Annotated in this window: 10 protein-coding genes and 1 pseudogene; 8 read left to right on the plus strand and 3 right to left on the minus strand. The window is 69.8% G+C overall.

Annotated features, from left to right (window positions below):
• Positions 1–49: 49 nt before the first annotated feature.
• On the minus strand, positions 50–1,153 hold the full coding sequence (locus E1262_RS01785) for a Gfo/Idh/MocA family protein (RefSeq protein ID WP_132101334.1): 1,104 nt from the start codon (positions 1,151–1,153) through the stop codon (positions 50–52).
• 85 nt (positions 1,154–1,238) lie between these two features.
• Here E1262_RS01785 and E1262_RS01790 point away from each other — a divergent pair, with 85 nt between their 5' ends.
• Positions 1,239–2,417 carry a XylR family transcriptional regulator gene (locus E1262_RS01790; protein WP_203453445.1) on the plus strand — a complete coding sequence of 393 codons (1,179 nt, stop codon included), beginning with the start codon at positions 1,239–1,241 and terminating at the stop codon, positions 2,415–2,417.
• Here the strand turns inward: E1262_RS01790 and E1262_RS01795 are convergent.
• Entirely contained in the window at positions 2,396–2,656 is a 261-nt protein-coding gene (locus tag E1262_RS01795; protein WP_132101335.1) for a hypothetical protein, read from the minus strand. The two genes, E1262_RS01790 and E1262_RS01795, sit on opposite strands and share 22 nt — an antisense overlap.
• Before the next feature lie 881 nt (positions 2,657–3,537).
• Between E1262_RS01795 and E1262_RS01800 the strand changes: the two genes are divergently transcribed.
• The 7 genes from E1262_RS01800 to E1262_RS01830 all read left to right on the plus strand — a co-directional run bounded on the left by E1262_RS01800 (position 3,538) and on the right by E1262_RS01830 (position 15,293).
• Positions 3,538–7,197 carry a LamG-like jellyroll fold domain-containing protein gene (locus tag E1262_RS01800; protein WP_132101336.1) on the plus strand — a complete coding sequence of 1,220 codons (3,660 nt, stop codon included), beginning with the start codon at positions 3,538–3,540 and terminating at the stop codon, positions 7,195–7,197.
• Positions 7,198–7,297: 100 nt separating this feature from the next.
• On the plus strand, positions 7,298–8,317 hold the full coding sequence (locus E1262_RS01805) for a LacI family DNA-binding transcriptional regulator (protein ID WP_132101337.1): 1,020 nt from the start codon (positions 7,298–7,300) through the stop codon (positions 8,315–8,317).
• Positions 8,318–8,377: 60 nt separating this feature from the next.
• Positions 8,378–9,616 (plus strand): sugar ABC transporter substrate-binding protein, encoded by a 1,239-nt coding sequence (locus E1262_RS01810; protein WP_132101467.1) that lies wholly within the window; start codon positions 8,378–8,380, stop codon positions 9,614–9,616.
• A 16-nt stretch (positions 9,617–9,632) separates the two neighbouring features.
• Positions 9,633–10,595, plus strand: coding sequence for a carbohydrate ABC transporter permease (locus tag E1262_RS01815; RefSeq protein WP_132101338.1), 963 nt, complete (start codon positions 9,633–9,635; stop codon positions 10,593–10,595).
• The gene (locus E1262_RS01820; protein ID WP_132101339.1) at positions 10,592–11,413 is read left to right on the plus strand and encodes a carbohydrate ABC transporter permease; all 822 of its coding nucleotides are present in this window, start codon (positions 10,592–10,594) and stop codon (positions 11,411–11,413) included. The genes E1262_RS01815 and E1262_RS01820 overlap by 4 nt, the downstream gene beginning before the upstream one ends.
• A gap of 20 nt (positions 11,414–11,433) precedes the next feature.
• Positions 11,434–13,449 carry a glycoside hydrolase family 31 protein gene (locus E1262_RS01825; protein ID WP_132101340.1) on the plus strand — a complete coding sequence of 672 codons (2,016 nt, stop codon included), beginning with the start codon at positions 11,434–11,436 and terminating at the stop codon, positions 13,447–13,449.
• Complete coding sequence (locus E1262_RS01830) at positions 13,446–15,293, plus strand: glycoside hydrolase family 127 protein (RefSeq protein WP_132101341.1); 1,848 nt, start codon at positions 13,446–13,448, stop codon at positions 15,291–15,293. Before E1262_RS01825 ends, E1262_RS01830 begins: the two co-directional genes overlap by 4 nt.
• Positions 15,294–15,332: 39 nt before the next feature.
• On the opposite strand, the pseudogene E1262_RS01835 reads toward E1262_RS01830, so the two are convergent.
• Positions 15,333–15,479: pseudogene (locus tag E1262_RS01835) on the minus strand (dihydrofolate reductase family protein); the annotation flags it as partial.
• Positions 15,480–15,594 lie beyond the last annotated feature (115 nt).

Genomic DNA, 15,594 nt, shown 5'->3' on the forward strand with positions numbered 1-15,594 from the left:
GCGCCGATCGGCGCGTGGTGTCGGACGACCTGGTGCGTGACGGCAGACGTCAGCTCGTGTAGTCCGGGATCGCCACCCGAGTGCCGCCGTTCATGGCCGACTCGTGGGCGCAGATCCCGACAGAGGTCCAGTTCGCGGCCGTGACTTCGTCGACGGCGGGCGCCCGGTCCTCGATGATGCTGCGGACGAACTCGTGGGCCATGTGGGGGTGGGATCCGCCGTGACCGCTGCCCTGGGTGAACGAGAGGTGCTCGTTCTCGTCGTCATAGACGCCGCGGGTGGTGAACGGCGCGATCTCCGGAGGCAACCGGTGCGCAAAGTCCGGGATCTCGACGGACTTGGGAATCTCGCCGACGTGCAGGACGTGGCCCAAACCCTGCGTCTGTTCCCATTCGAAACTCGCCAGCTCGCCGAAGACGGTGAAGCTCTCGACGTATTCGCGCGCCGTCTCGAACAGCGAGCGCGCGATCTCCGCACCGATGGGCGAGTCACGCAACGTGATGAGGGCGCTCTCCACCGCGAACGGCGACCCGTACTTCGCCGTGAGTTCGGGAGAGATGCGTCCTGAACCGAGACACACGACGCTCTCGGCCAGCGCGCCGGCCAATGACAGAACCGGGCTCACGGCATGGGTGGCGTAGTGCATGGGAGGGAGGCCCTCCCAGTACCCGGGCCAGCCGGCCATCTCCTGGTGATGTGCTCCGCGCAGGAACTGGATGCGACCCAGCGTCCCGTTCTCGACGAGGTCCTTGACGTGCAGGAACTCGCGGGAGTACACGACGGTCTCCATCATCATGTACTTCCTGCCGGACTCCCGGACTGCTGAGACGATCGACCGGCACTCCTCGAGAGTCGTGGCCATCGGCACGGTACAGGCGACGTGCTTGCCCGCTCGAAGCGCGGCGATGGTGTGGCCGGCGTGGTCCGGGATCGGGGTGTTGATGTGCACCGCGTCGATGTCCGGATCCTCGAGCATCGCGGCGTAGTCCGTATATCGGCCCGGGACACCGAAACGGTCGGCCGTCTCGTTGAGCGCGGTCTCGGTCCGTTGGCACACGGCCACGAGTTCAGCGTCCGGATGGGCTTGGTAGATCGGCACGAACTCCGAGCCGAAACCCAATCCGGCGATGGCCATACGTACTCTCTGCGTCATCGTTGACCTCCTGTGTCGTGAAGGCTACGGAGGACACAACAGGGCAAACCATGCGCAATCCAGCATCAGACCTTAGATTTTTTACATGGTTGTCATGGGCACGCGGCACGTCGCACTGTTGGTCGAAACCTCGAACGCCTATGCCCGTGGGCTGCTCGTCGGGGTGAAGAAGTACGTCGGCGAGCACCCGCACTGGTCGCTCTACCTCGCCGAGCACAGCCGGCACGACACCGACTTCTCTTGGCTCGAAGGCTGGCACGGCGACGGCGTGCTGGCCCGCATCGAGAACGAGGGAACCGCCCGTTTCATCCGGCGGCTCGGCCTGCCGACGGTCGACCTCAGCGCTGCCCGGCTGGTCCCGGATCTCCCTGGCGTCGAGACCGACGACGGCACGATCGCCCGCTGGGCCGTCGGGCACTTCGCCGAGCGTGGCCTGCGGAACTTCGCCTTCTGCGGCGACGAGCGGTTCGCCTGGTCGGTGAAACGCAGCGAGTGGTTCGCCGGCCACGTCCGTCAACGCGGCGCGACGCCGCACGAGTTCCGGATGAAGCCGTCCGGCATGCTCGCCGCCGACCGTGAACGCCTCGCGGCCTGGCTGGGCGACCTGCCGAAGCCGGTCGGCGTCCTCGCCTGCTACGACATCGCCGGCCAGGAGGTCCTGGAGGCCTGCAAGATCGCCGGCCTCGCGGTGCCCGACGCCGTCGCGGTGATCGGGGTCGACAACGACGAGCTGATCGGCAACCTCACGACACCCCCGCTGTCGAGCATCGAACCCAACACGACCGCGACCGGCTACCTGGCAGCCCATCTGCTCGATCTGATGATGCAAGGGCACTCCCTCGAACCAGGCCTCAGGCTCATCGAGCCCACCCGCATCGTCGCCCGCCAGTCGTCCGACATCCTGGCCGTCGACGATCCGCTCGTCTCCGAGGCATTGCGGTTCATCCGCGCCCGGTCCGACCAGAACCTCGCCGTGAGCGCCGTGCTCCGGCACGTCGGGCTCTCACGGCGCGCACTGGACCATCGGTTCGCCGCGACCCTGGGCCGGACAGTCCACGGCGAGATCATCAGGGTCCGCATGGGACACGTCGCCGAGTTGCTCTCCTCGACGGACTGGACGCTGCAGCAGATCGCGGAACGGCTGAACTTCAGCCACTCGGAGTACATGAGCGTCGTCTTCAAGAAGCACACGGGCCAGTCGCCGGGCCAGTACCGCAGGACGGTGAACGGGTCGGTCGCGCGTCAGGCGTTCTGGCAGGCCTGACCGCGGTTGTCGATGGACGGAAGGAGGTCGGCGTGGTCGCTTCGCTCGGCTGCGGCGCCGGCCTTCTGTGCGTGGTGCAGATCGATCTGGTGCCCGATGACGAACCCACCGTGCGCCAGCTCGATGACGCCGTTGCCGGGGTCCTGGGCGAGGCGACGGAGGCCGGGGCGCTGGACGAACCGCGGGCGTGCGCGTTCGTCCGGTGGACCATCGGGCTGAACGATGACCAGGCCGCGCAAGTGAGGCTCTCCTGCTGCTTCCGTGGGTCGACGCGTCAGGTTCGCCGGGTGAACGTGCGTCGGGGTCGTGGCGTTCGCCGTCCCCCTGCTGCCCCATTCTCTTGCCGCGACCGCGCGCCAAGACCGGGCAGCTATCAGGGGGACGGGGCGAGTCTGGGCACACCTCAAGGTGTACTGGCGTGATCCGGGTTCCACGGGGTTGGCCGTTCCAGCGTCCCGGGAACCCGCACTTCTCCGTGATCATCAACCTTCTGTACTGCTCCGACGACACAAAGGTTGATGATCACCGGCGCCGGCAGGGATGCGAGCCGCCCCGGCGGGCAGCGCCTGGAATGACCTGCCCCCCATGGCCGGCTCACACCCCCCTCACCGAGTTGATCATGGAGAAGGTCGGGTTTCCCGCGACTCCAAAGGCGACCTTCTCCATGATCAAGCGTGCCGGTCGTCGTCGTCAACGTCAACGACGACCCATCGTCATCGACAACGGCGGCCAAGACAATCGGGCAGCAGGGGGACGACCAACGCCACACCCCCGGCCAGCGTGTCACGCGCTCGGCAGAACGCCGACCACCGGCAACGCGGCGCCACGGACGACACCGAACCACCCACCCGGGACGCCCTGGTCGTCGTCCACGCGGCGAGCGACAGCTGAGAAGGGCCCGCGGAAGCCTTGACCGGACGCGTGTGAGCGCTCACAATGGGTCGCCGTAGCCCGGCATTCCGGCCAACTCCGCACATCACAGAGGTCAGCCATTCCGGCCCAGTATTGTCGAACCGGTTCGACGATCGGCCGGCCGGGGTGGCGGCGAGGAGGACACCGCAGCAACACCGCAGGACCCATCGGCATCACCAACGCACGCGACGAATCAGGAGCAGCAACGATGGTGCTTTCGAGAGCAACACGAGTGCGCGCCGCCGCGGCATCGGCCGCGCTCGCCACACTCGGCGCCGGTCTCACCGCCGGCGGCTTCGCAGCGCCGGCGGCAGCAGCCGATCTCCCGGCGCCCCTGGTCCGCTACGAGTTCGACCCCGACGACCTGACCACCGGGGTCGTCACCGATTCCTCGGGCAACGGCCTGAACGCCACGCTCGTCAACGGCGCCAGCGCCACCCTGGTCGAGGGAGCCGACGGCGGCTCCGCCGTCGATCTTCCCGGCGGTGCGCCGACCTCCACCGGCGCCTACATCCAGCTCCCCCGGCAGATCCTCGCCGGCGCCACCGACCTCACCGTCTCGACCCGCATCCGCTGGGACGGCACGCCCGCGTCGTGGCAGTGGATCTACGCACTCGGCACGAACACCACCCGGTACCTGTTCAGCACGCCCTACAACGGCGACGGCCGGCTGCGTACCGCTGTCACGACTGGTGGTGGCGGCGCGGAGGCGCAGGTCACGGGCACGGCAGCGCTGCCGGCCAACACCTGGAAGACGCTCACGGTCACCCTCGACACCGCGGCGGACCGGATCACCACGTACCTCGACGGCGTCGCCGTCGGCTCGGCACCCACTACCATCGGCGCCGGCGACCTGCTGACCGCGAGCGCTACCTCAGCGGGGTTCATCGGCCGGTCGTTCTACCAGGACCCGCTGTTCGCCGGTGCGGTCGACGACTTCCGCGTCTACCGGGCCGCCCTGACCCCCGAGCAGGTGGCCGAGGACTTCGGCGGCACCCTGCCCACGCCTACCGGCATCGCGCAGACCTCGTTCGACGTGCGCACGTCGATCGGCACGGCGCCGAGCCTCCCGGCGACCGTCCCGGCGACGTTCAGCGACGGCTACGCCCGCGCCCTCCCGGTGACCTGGGACGCCGTCGACCCCGAGGACTACGCCCAGCGAGGCTCCTTCACCGTCGGCGGCATCGCCGGCGGGTGGGCGGTGACCGCGACCGTCACCGTCGTCCGTGAAGGCGAACTGGTCATCGACCTCGCCGAGGACACCGGCCCGTTCCACGGCGGCGCCTCCGGCACGCTCTACGGGCTGTACGGCCAGGACGTGCCGACCAACAACCTGATCGAGGGCATGAAGCTGCGCACCGTCTCCACCAAGGCACAGGACGGCCCCCAGCACCCCGGAGCGGACGCCCTCGAAGTGGTGAAACCGCTGGCCGACAGCACCGACGGCGACGTGTACATCTACATGACCGACATCCACCGGGGCTTCCCCTACGAGTGGCCCGGCGCCACCCCCGAGCAGAAGCTCGACCTGTACATCGAAAAGATCGAGAAGCAGGTCGACCAGGTGCTCCAGCTGCCGGAGGCGTACCAGGACAACATCGTGTTCGTGCCGTTCAACGAGCCCGAGGGCAACATGTTCGGCACCGGCCAGTGGAGCTACAACCGGGTCAGCTGGCGCACCGACCCGACGCACTACTTCGCCGCCTGGGACGAGATCTACCGGCTGATCAAGGGCAGGATGCCGGACGCGCGCATCGCCGGGCCCAACACCAGCGTGCTGTACAACGAGGTCATCGGCTTCATGGAGCACACCATCGAAGCCGGCACCGTCCCCGACGTCGTGACCTGGCACGAGCTCAGCCACCCGGAACAGGTGCGGACCAGCGTCGCCCGCTACCGCCAGTGGGAGCGGGAGTTCTTCGCCGGCACGCCCTACGAGGGCACTGAGCTGCCGATCAACGTCAACGAGTACGCGTTCAACTACCACACGTCGGTGCCGGGCCAGATGATCCAGTGGATCTCGGCCATCGAGGAGTCCAAGGTGGACGCCGACATCGCCTACTGGAACATCGACGGCAACCTGTCCGACTCCGCCGTCCAGGCCAACCGCGGCAACGGCCAGTGGTGGCTGTTCAACGCCTACGCGTCCATGACCGGCCACACCGTCGAGGTCCGGCCGCCGTTCCCGGGCCGGAACTACACCCTGCAGGGCGTGGCCACGCTGGACGAGGAGAAGTCGCAGGCCAGGGCGCTGTTCGGCGGCGCCGCCGGCAATGGGTTCATCGAGTTCCAGAACGTTCCCGACGATCTCGGCGACGCGGTGCACGCGTGGATACGCGAGATCCCGTGGACCGGACAGATCGGCGACTCGGCCCAGCCGAAGATCGTCGACGAGCGGGTCGTCGAGGTGACCGACGACGGTACGGTCGCATTCGACTTCGGCGGCGACCTGCCGAAGCTCAGGGAGTCCTCGGCCTACGAGATCGTCCTCGCCCCCGCCGGCGACGGCGAGCCGACCGCCGTCCCGCCGACCGTGTGGGAGCAGACCTACGAGGCCGAGGACGCCGCACACACCGGCTCCGGCTACAGCCGCAACGGCCCCGAAGGATCGCCGTCCGACGTGTCGAAGTTCTACACCTCGGGCGGGTACAACGTCGGCGGCCTGCGGACCGGTTCGAACGTGACGCTGGACTTCACCGTCGACGTGCCGCAGGACGGCGTCTACGACCTCAGCGTCTTCGCCAACTCCCTCAACACCTACGGCCTGGTCCAGGAGCAGGGCCCGACGAACGTGTTCCTGCGCGTCGACGGCGCCGCCGAACAGGAGCTCTTCCTTCCGCTGGGCTACAAGTGGGTGGTCTGGGACCACACCGACACCACGGTGGAGCTGACGGCCGGCACGCACACCATCACGCTGGCCGCGCGGAGCATCGACGGCACCGGGGCGACGGAGGGCGACGCGATCGTCGACCGGATCCATCTCTCGCTCGCCAACCCGGAGGCGACCAGCGACACCTACGAGGCGGAGCTGGCCGAGCTGGATGGTGCCCGAACCGTCTACGACGACCCGCGTCTGGAGCGGCGCGGCGCGTCCGGCTCCGGCGCGGCCGAGGTCCGGCCCGGCGACACCGCGACGTTCTGGGTGTATTCGGCCGATGACGCCGAGGCCACCTTGCGGCTGCGCGCGCTGGGCGGCGGGGTCGCCGATCTGGCGGTCAACGGCCGCGACGTGCTGCGCGTGGGGCCGACGACGTCCGCCGTGGCCGCCTCCCTGTCCGGCGGGATCAACAAGATCACCGTCACCGGCATCACGGGCGCCGCACTCGTCGACCGGCTCGAGGTCGTGCAAGCGACCGGCATGCTCGCCGAGCAGGTCTACGAGGCCGAGGACGCCACCACGGCCGGCACCGCCGCTGCGGCGGACTTCTCGCTGGCCAGCGGCGGCGCCGCCGTCACGGGCATCGGCGGCGAGCCGGGCAACGGCAACACCCTGACGTTCGAGGTGACCGCCCCCGCGGCCGGCACGTACGCCATGCGGGTGCGCTACTCCAACCCGGAGCAGTCGGTGGCCTCGCACTACAACCCCGACCCGCTCGCCCGTCGCGCCGACCTCACCGTCAACGGGTCGGACGCGGGCAGTGTGTCGTTCCCGCACTCGTTCCACCAGAACAACTTCTGGGAGCTCACCATCCCGGTGGAGCTGCGGAAGGGACAGAACACGGTCACGTTCGCGTCGGAGGAGATGCCGAACTTCGACGGCGTGACCTATGCGTCGGACACGTGGCCGGGGATCCTGCTGCGCTCGCAGTACGCCCCCGTGATCGACAAGATCACCGTCGCACCGTTCAGCGGGCCGAGGCTGCGATGACAGCGGCGAACTGACCGGGCTCCGGCGGCGCGCCGGCACATCCAGCGCGCCGCCGGGGACCGACAATCGTCGAACCGGTTCGCAGATCTGAGGAGGAACAGTGGTCACGATCGGTGACGTCGCACGGGCGGCCGGGGTCTCCCGCAGCACGGCCTCGTACGCCCTGTCGGGCAAGCGGGCGATCTCCGCCGAGGTCCGGCAACGGGTGAACGACGCCGTTCTACGGCTCGGCTACACCCCGAACGCCGGCGCCCGCGCGCTGGCGACGTCGCAGACCATGGTGATCGGGTTGCTGGCCCAGTTCCTCGAGGACGAGTTCGCCCCGGCGATGTTGGAGTACATGCTCGGCGTCTCCGACACCGCCCGCGAGCTCGGCTACGACACCCTGCTGGTCACCGACTCAGACGGGGCGAAGGCGCTGCGCCGCATCACCGACTCGCGCATGGTCGACGGCCTCGTGCTGCTCAACGTCGCCCAGGACGACGTCCGCCTCCCGGTGCTGCGCGCCGCACCACAGCCCGGTGCGCTGGTCGGGCTGCCCGGCGACTGCTCCGGCCTGGACGTCTTCGACCTCGACTTCGAAGAAGCCGGCCGGATGATGGTCGACCACATGCACCGGCTGGGCCACCGCGAGCTGATCCTCGTGTCCCAGCCGGAGCACGTGGTCCAGCGCGGCGGCGCCTATGTCTGGCGGCTGCAGGACGCCGCGCTCCAGCAGGCCCGCCTGCGCGGCGTCACCCTGCACGCGGTGTACGGCGAATCGCGCCAGCCCGCGGTCGGCCGCTCCATGAACGCCCTGCTGGACGCCTATCCGTCCGCCACTGGGCTGCTGCTCAACAACGAGGCCGCCGCGGCGGCGCTCCCCACCGTCCTGCATGACCGCGGGCTCACCGTGCCGCACGACCTGTCGGTCATCGGCCGGTACTCCGACGAGTTCGCCCGCGTCTTCTCCCTGCCGTACTCGTCCATCGAGAGCGCGCCTGACCGGCTCGGGCGGATGGCCGTCCGCCAGCTGGTCCGCCGCATCGAGTCCGAGGCCGGCAGAGCCGAGCCCTACGTCGTCCGGTTCGTCGCCCCGGAGTTGGTGGACCGGCAGAGCACGGCCGCCCCCCGAACCTGATCCACCCATACAAGGAGGAACGCAGTGAAGCGTCTGACCAAGCCGGCGCGCGCCCAATTCATGAGGTTGGGCGCGGCCGGATCCGCAATGCTCTTCGTCACCGCCATGGCGGCCTGCTCGTCGTCCGACGACGACGGAGGCAGCACCGAGGCCTCGAACGACACCTACACCTGGTGGGACCCGTATCCGCAGCACGACGAGGGCTCGGACTGGGCGCAGCGGGTCGCGGCCTGCGGCGACGAGGCCGGCGTCACCATCGAGCGCACCGCCTACGACACCACGGCCCTGACGAACCAGGCGCTGCTGTCTGCCCAGGAGGGCACCGCGCCCGACATCATCCTGCTCGACAACCCTGCCGTCTCCACGCTGGCGGACACCGGCATGCTCACCACGATGGAGGAGTTCGGCTTCGACACCTCCGAGTTCGACGAGAACCTGCTGGCCGCCGGCGTCGTCGACGGTGACGCGTATGGCATCCCCATCGGCGCGAACACGCTGGCCATCTACTACAACCAGCAGATCCTCGACGCCGCCGGCGTGGACCCCGCGTCGATCAGCGACTGGGCCTCGCTCACCACGGCGCTGCAGCAGGTGACGGCGGCCGGGCACAAGGGCATCACGTTCGCCGGCATCGGCACGGAGGAAGGCTCGTTCCAGTTCCTGCCGTGGTTCTGGGGTGCCGGCGCGGACCTGCGCGATCTCGAGTCCGCCGAGGCGGCCGAGGCGCTGGCGTTGTGGACCGGCTGGCTGGAGGCGGGCTACGCACCCAACTCCGTCATCACGAACTCGCAGAACACCACCTGGGAGGAGTTCCTCACCGGCACCTTCGGGTTCGCGGTGAACGGCACCTGGCAGGTCAACAGCGCCGCCGAGGCCGGCTTCCCGACCGGGGTCATCTCCGTCCCGGGCGTCGACGGCGGCACGGCACCCACCCCGACCGGCGGTGAGTTCATCACCGCGCCGGTCCAGGACGACGAGTCCCGCTACGACGTGACGACGCAGATCGTCGAGTGCATGACGACGCCCGAGGGTCTGGTCGAGACGGCGAACACGTTCGCGTACTACATTCCGCCGACCCAGGCCGGCCAGGAGGCGCTGCTGTCAGAGGATCCGAGCCTGCAGCCGTGGGTCGACGCCGTCCGTACCGCGAAGGGGCGGACCAGCGACGACCTGGGCACCGACTACCCGCTGATCTCCGAGGCGCTCTGGACGGCGGTCCAGAACGCGCTGAGCGGCTCGATGAGCCCTGAGGAAGCGCTCGCCGAGGCACAGGCGAACGCGGAGTCTGCGACCGAGTGACGTCATGCGCTCGACCATGAACAGCATCACGGCCGCGGAGGTGGCGGGGGCCGCAGCGCCCGCCACCACCGCGGGTGTTCCCCCGCCGCGACGCCGGATGTCCTCCACACGATGGGCGGCGCTGGCGTTCCTCGCGCCCCTGGCGGCGTACCTGGCGATCTTCTACGCCTATCCGCTCTACCGGAACGTCGAGCTCAGCCTGCACGACTACACGCCGCGGGCGTTCGTCCAGGGCAACGCCGAGTTCCTCGGCCTGGACAACTATGCGGACGTGGTCTCCTCCAGCATGTTCGGCCTCGCACTGCGCAACACCGCCCTGTTCGTGCTGATCTCCATCGTCGCGCAGTACGCCGTCGGCCTGGCGCTCGCGGTGTTCTTCCACCGCCGGTTCCGGCTGTCGGCGGTCCTCCGGGCGATGTTCCTGGTGCCCTGGCTGCTGCCGCTGATCGTGTCGGCATCCACCTGGTCATGGATGCTCAACAGCGAGAACGGCATCGTCAACTCGGTGCTGGGAGCGTTCGGCATCGGCCAGATCAACTGGCTGACGTCTCCGGACTGGGCGCTGTGGTCGGTGATCATCGCCAACATCTGGCTGGGCATCCCGTTCAACCTGGTGATCCTCTACGCCGGCCTGCAGAACATCTCCGGCGACCTCTACGAAGCCGCGGCGCTGGACGGAGCGAACGCCTGGCAGCGGTTCTGGCGGGTGACCTTCCCGTTGCTCCGCCCGGTGTCGGCGATCACCCTGCTGCTCGGCCTCATCTACACGCTCAAGGTGGTCGACGTCATCTGGATCATGACGACCGGCGGGCCGGGCAACGCCTCCCTCACACTGGCGGTCTGGTCGTACCGCGAGGCGTTCGGCACCGGGCAGCCCGACTTCTCCCCCGCGGCGGCAGTGGGCAACATGCTCATCGTCATCGCCCTGGCCGCCGGCTTCGTCTACCTGTACCTCCAGCGTCGTCAGGAGCGGACATGAGCAGCCCCCGCCGCACCTGGTGGACGACTGCGATCGGCGTCGTCCTGACAGCGATCATGCTCTTCCCGGTCTACTGGATGATCAACGTGTCGCTGACGAAGACGAGCGACATGCGGGCCGACCCACCCCACTGGTTCCCGTGGAACCCGACGTTCGAGGGCTACTCGGACGTCTTCAGCGACCAGCTGCCGGCACTGACCACGAGCATCCTCGTCGGTCTCGGCTGCGTCGCGCTCACGTTGACGATCTCCGCGCCCGCGGGCTTCGCTCTGGCACAGCTCCGCCCGCGCGGATCGGGTGCGCTGAGCTTCCTGCTGCTGGTGGCGCAGATGATCCCGAGTGTCGTCATGGCGATGGGGTTCTACGCCATCTACGTGCGGCTGGGCTGGCTGAACACGATCGGGGGCCTGATCATCGCCGACACCACCATCGCGGTGCCGTTCGGCGTGCTGCTGTTCACGGCGTTCATGTCCGGGATTCCTCGCGAGCTGATCCAGGCGGCCAAGGTCGACGGGGCCGGGCACTGGCGGACGTTCCGGTCCGTCGTGCTGCCGGTGAGCCGCAACTCCGTGCTGACGGTCTCGCTGTTCGCGTTCCTGTGGGCGTGGTCGGACTTCATCTTCGCCTCCACGCTGAACCGCAACGGCGACCAGATCCCGATCACCCTGGGCATCTACGCCTACATCGGCAACAACACCACCCAGTGGAACTCCATCATGGCGACCGCCGTGGTCGCGTCCATCCCGGCCGCGGTGCTGCTCGTCGTCGCGCAGCGCTACGTGGCCGGTGGCGTGACGGCCGGCGCCGTCAAGGACTGAACTCGAGGACACACACATCCATGGTGACCTTCCACCCTTCCCCCACCACGCTGGAGATCCGGCACCGCCACGAGGTCCTGACCATCGAGGCGTGGGGCACCGACAGCGTGCGGGTGCGCGCGGCGCAGTATCGGATCCCATCGGAGAGCCACGGCGCGCTCGACGAGCCGCCCAAGGCGGACCCCCCGATGATCACGGTCGACGACGACAGCGCCCGGCTGGTGCACGGCGAGCTCACCGTCGACGTCCGGTTCGACCGGACCGCCCCGTACCCGGATCCGCTGCTGACGTTCACCCGGACCAGCACCGGCGCGGAATTGCTCACCGAGAGCCGTGAGCACTTCTGGATGCCGGGCGCCCGGTACTTCCAAGGCAACCGCTCCGGCGCCTACGAGATCCACCAGCAGTTCGCCGCCTACCCGGGCGAGAAGCTGTTCGGCCTGGGCCAGCGCACGCACGGCCGGCTCGACCTCAAGGGCCTGGCGCTGGACCTGGCACAGCGCAACGGCGAGGTGTCGATCCCGTTCGTCCTGTCCGACCGGGGCTACGGCCTGCTGTGGAACGTCCCCGCCGTGGGCCGGGTGGAGTTCGCCGACTCGGGCACTCGCTGGGTCGCCGGCCAGGCTCGCGAGATCGACTACTGGTTCACCGCGGCGCCCACGCCCGCCGAGATCATGGCCCGGTACGCCGACGCCACCGGCCACGTGCCCGAGCTGCCGGACTGGGCCAGCGGCTTCTGGCAGTCCAAGCTGCGCTACCGCACCCAGGACGAACTGCTCGCCGTCGCCCGCGAACACCGGCGCCGCGGACTGCCGCTGTCGGTGATCGTCGCCGATTACTTCCACTGGTCGGCCATGGGCGACTATCGGTTCGACCCGGCGGAGTGGCCGGACCCGGCGGCGATGGTCGCGGAGCTGCGCGAGCTCGGCGTCGAGCTCATGGTGTCCATCTGGCCGACGGTGTCGCCGTTGTCGGAGAACTTCGCCGACTTCCGCGACCGCGGCCTCCTCGTGGGTGCCGACCAGGGCGTCGAGGCGCACCAGACGATCCAGGACAAGGGCATGACGACACCGATGCCGGTGGCGTTCTACGACTCCACCAACCCGGAGACCCGCGACTACGTCTGGGAACTGGTGCGGCGCAACTACCTCGACCTGGGCATCCGGGTGTTCTGGCTGGACGCGTGCGAGCCTGAGCTCAATCCCGCGCACCCCGGCAACCTCGCCTTCTGGGCCGGACCGGGGGCCGAGGTCGCCGGTGTCTATCCCCGGGACAACGCCAGGATGTTCGCCGAGGGCATGGCCGCCGCCGGCCAGGAGCCGACGGTGCTGCTGTGCCGGTCGGCGTGGGCCGGCGCGCAGAAGTACGGAGCGGCGGTGTGGTCCGGTGACATCCCGGCGACCTGGGAGTCGCTCCGGACGCAGGTCCGGGCCGGGCTCAACATCGCGGTCGCCGGCATCCCGTGGTGGACCACCGACATCGGAGGATTCCACGGCGGCGACGCCCGCGACCCCGGCTATCGCGAACTGATGATCCGCTGGTTCCAGTACGGGGTGTTCTGCCCGCTGTTCCGTCTGCACGGCGACCGCGAACCGCGCACCCCGACCTCGTACGCACAGACCGGCGGCCCGAACGAGGTGTGGTCCTACGGCGACGAGGCGTACGAGATCATCGCGGACCTGCTGCACTTGCGCGAACGGCTGCGCCCGTACATCCACGAGCAGATGCGCCTGGCCGCCGAGACCGGGCTGCCACCGATGCGGCCGTTGTTCATCGACTTCCCCGGCGACCGGCGCGCGTGGGAGGTGGCCGACCAGTTCCTGTTCGGGCCGGACATCCTCGTCGCGCCGGTCACGGCGCCGGGACAGCGCTCCCGCGACGTGTACCTGCCGGCCGGCGTGCGCTGGGTCGAGGTCAGCACCGGCGCCGTCCTCGAGGGTGGATCGACCGTCTCGGCCGACGCGCCGCTGGACCGCATCCCCGTTTACACCAGAGAGGGCGCGGAGCTGCCGCTGCACATCGGAGCGGCCGCATGACCGCCGCGCCGGTGACCAGCGACGATACGGCCGGCGGCACACCGGTCCTGCCCGCGCGCGGCGCGCAGCGGCCGCTCGGCCTGCGCGAGGTCGAGGTGACCGGCGGGTTCTGGGAGGGGCTGCAGACCGTCAACGCGACCGCGACGCTGGAGCACTGCGAGCGATGGATGGAGCGGCTGGGCTGGCTGGCCAACTTCGACCGGGTCGCCGACGGCACCACCGGACCGGACCGGCCGGGCTGGTCGTTCTCAGACTCGGAGGTCTACAAGCTGATCGAGGCGGCCGCGTGGGAGTACGGGCGCACCGGTGACCCGGCGGCCGACGCCCTCGTCCGCCGGCTGACCGCCCGGATCGCCCGCGCCCAGGATGCCGACGGCTACCTCAACACCTGCTATGGGCACGGCGGTCAGCAACCGCGGTACAGCGACCTGGAGAGCGGCCACGAGCTCTACAACACGGGCCACCTCCTGCAGGCGGCGGTCGCACGGCTGCGCACCACGGGCCCGGACGAGCTGGTCGACATCGCCCGGCGGGCCGCCGACCACGTCTGCGCGACGTTCGACGACTCCGGGTTGTGCGGGCATCCGGAGATCGAGGTCGGGCTGGCCGAGCTCGGTCGCGCGCTCGGTGACCTGCGGTTCGTCGAGCAGGCCCGACGGTTCCTCGACCGGCGCGGCCACGGCAGCCTGCGCGAGATCCCGCTCGGGCGCGCCTACTTCCAGGACGACCAGCCGATCCGCGAGGCGACGGCGTTCCGCGGGCACGCCGTCCGCGCCCTGTATCTGGCCGCCGCCGCGGTGGACGTCGCCGTCGACCTCGGCGACGACGAGCTGCTCGGCGCGATCGTCCGGCAGTGGGACCGAACGGTGGAACGGCGTACGTACATCACCGGCGGGATGGGCTCCCGGCACCAGGACGAGGGCTTCGGCGAGGACTGGGAGCTGCCGGCCGACCGCGCCTACTGCGAGACCTGCGCCGGCGTCGCGTCCGTGATGGTCGCCTGGCGCCTGTACCTCGCCACGGGCCACGTGAAGTACGCCGACCTCATCGAGCGGACCTTCTACAACGTCGTCGCGACCTCGCCGCGGTCGGACGGCCGGGCGTTCTTCTACGCCAACCCGCTGCACCAGCGCACCGCCGGTGGAGTCAGCGACGACGACGCCGTCAGCCCGCGGGCCGAGGGCGGCTCCAGGGCCGCATGGTTCGACGTGTCCTGCTGCCCGACCAACCTGGCCCGGACGCTGGCCTCATGGCAGGCCTACGCCGCTTCGGCCGCCGAGCGGGAGCTGACCCTGTTGCAGTACGCGCCCACCCGGATCCGGACCGTCCTGGGCGACGGCAGTGCAATAGCGATCGACGTCACGACGGCGTACCCCGCGGACGGCGCGGTCACGCTCCGGGTGACCGATGCTCCGGCGGGCGCGGTCGCGCTGCGGCTGCGGATCCCGTCGTGGGCGGCCGGCGCCGTCCTCGTGGAGGGCGGCCGCACCCGGGTCGTCGCGGCCGGGTTCGCGGTGGTCGACCGGTCGCTCGTCCCCGGTGAGGAGATCCAGCTGCTGCTGCCGACGACACCGCGCTTCACCTGGCCGGACCGCCGGATCGACGCTGTCCGCGCCTGTGTCGCCGTCGAGCGCGGCCCGCTCGTGCTGTGCGCGGAGTCGGTGGACCTGCCGCCGGGAGCGGTTCTCGACGACCTGCTCGTCGACCCGTCCGTCCCCCCGGTGGCGCGGTCCGACGCTGCCATGGTCCGTACGGTCGGCGGTGACGAGATCGAGCTCGTCCCCTATCATCGCTGGGCCGAGCGCGGAGCGTCCACCATGCGAGTGTGGCTGCCGGTGCACTGACCCAGGCGCATCGAAGGCCACCACCGGCCAGCACGGATGTCAGTCGGTTGCGTACTGCGGGCGCCCGCCCGGCCGGTAGACCTGGAGCGTGATGCCCTTCGGGAAGGCTCGCGACTCGACCAGGTCGAGCGCCATGTCCGGGCCGGCGTCGGGGAACAGCCGCGTGCCCTGGCCGACGACCACCGGAGGTCGATGCCGAGACCAATCGTCACGAACTCGTCGACGGAGTCCACCGGGAGCCGGTAGGCACGGCGAGGCTCGCCCAGATGCCGCGTGCGACGACGATCGTTGAGTGGCCCGC

It is taken from the genome of Jiangella aurantiaca, from assembly GCF_004349105.1.
GTDB classification, from domain to species: domain Bacteria; phylum Actinomycetota; class Actinomycetes; order Jiangellales; family Jiangellaceae; genus Jiangella; species Jiangella aurantiaca.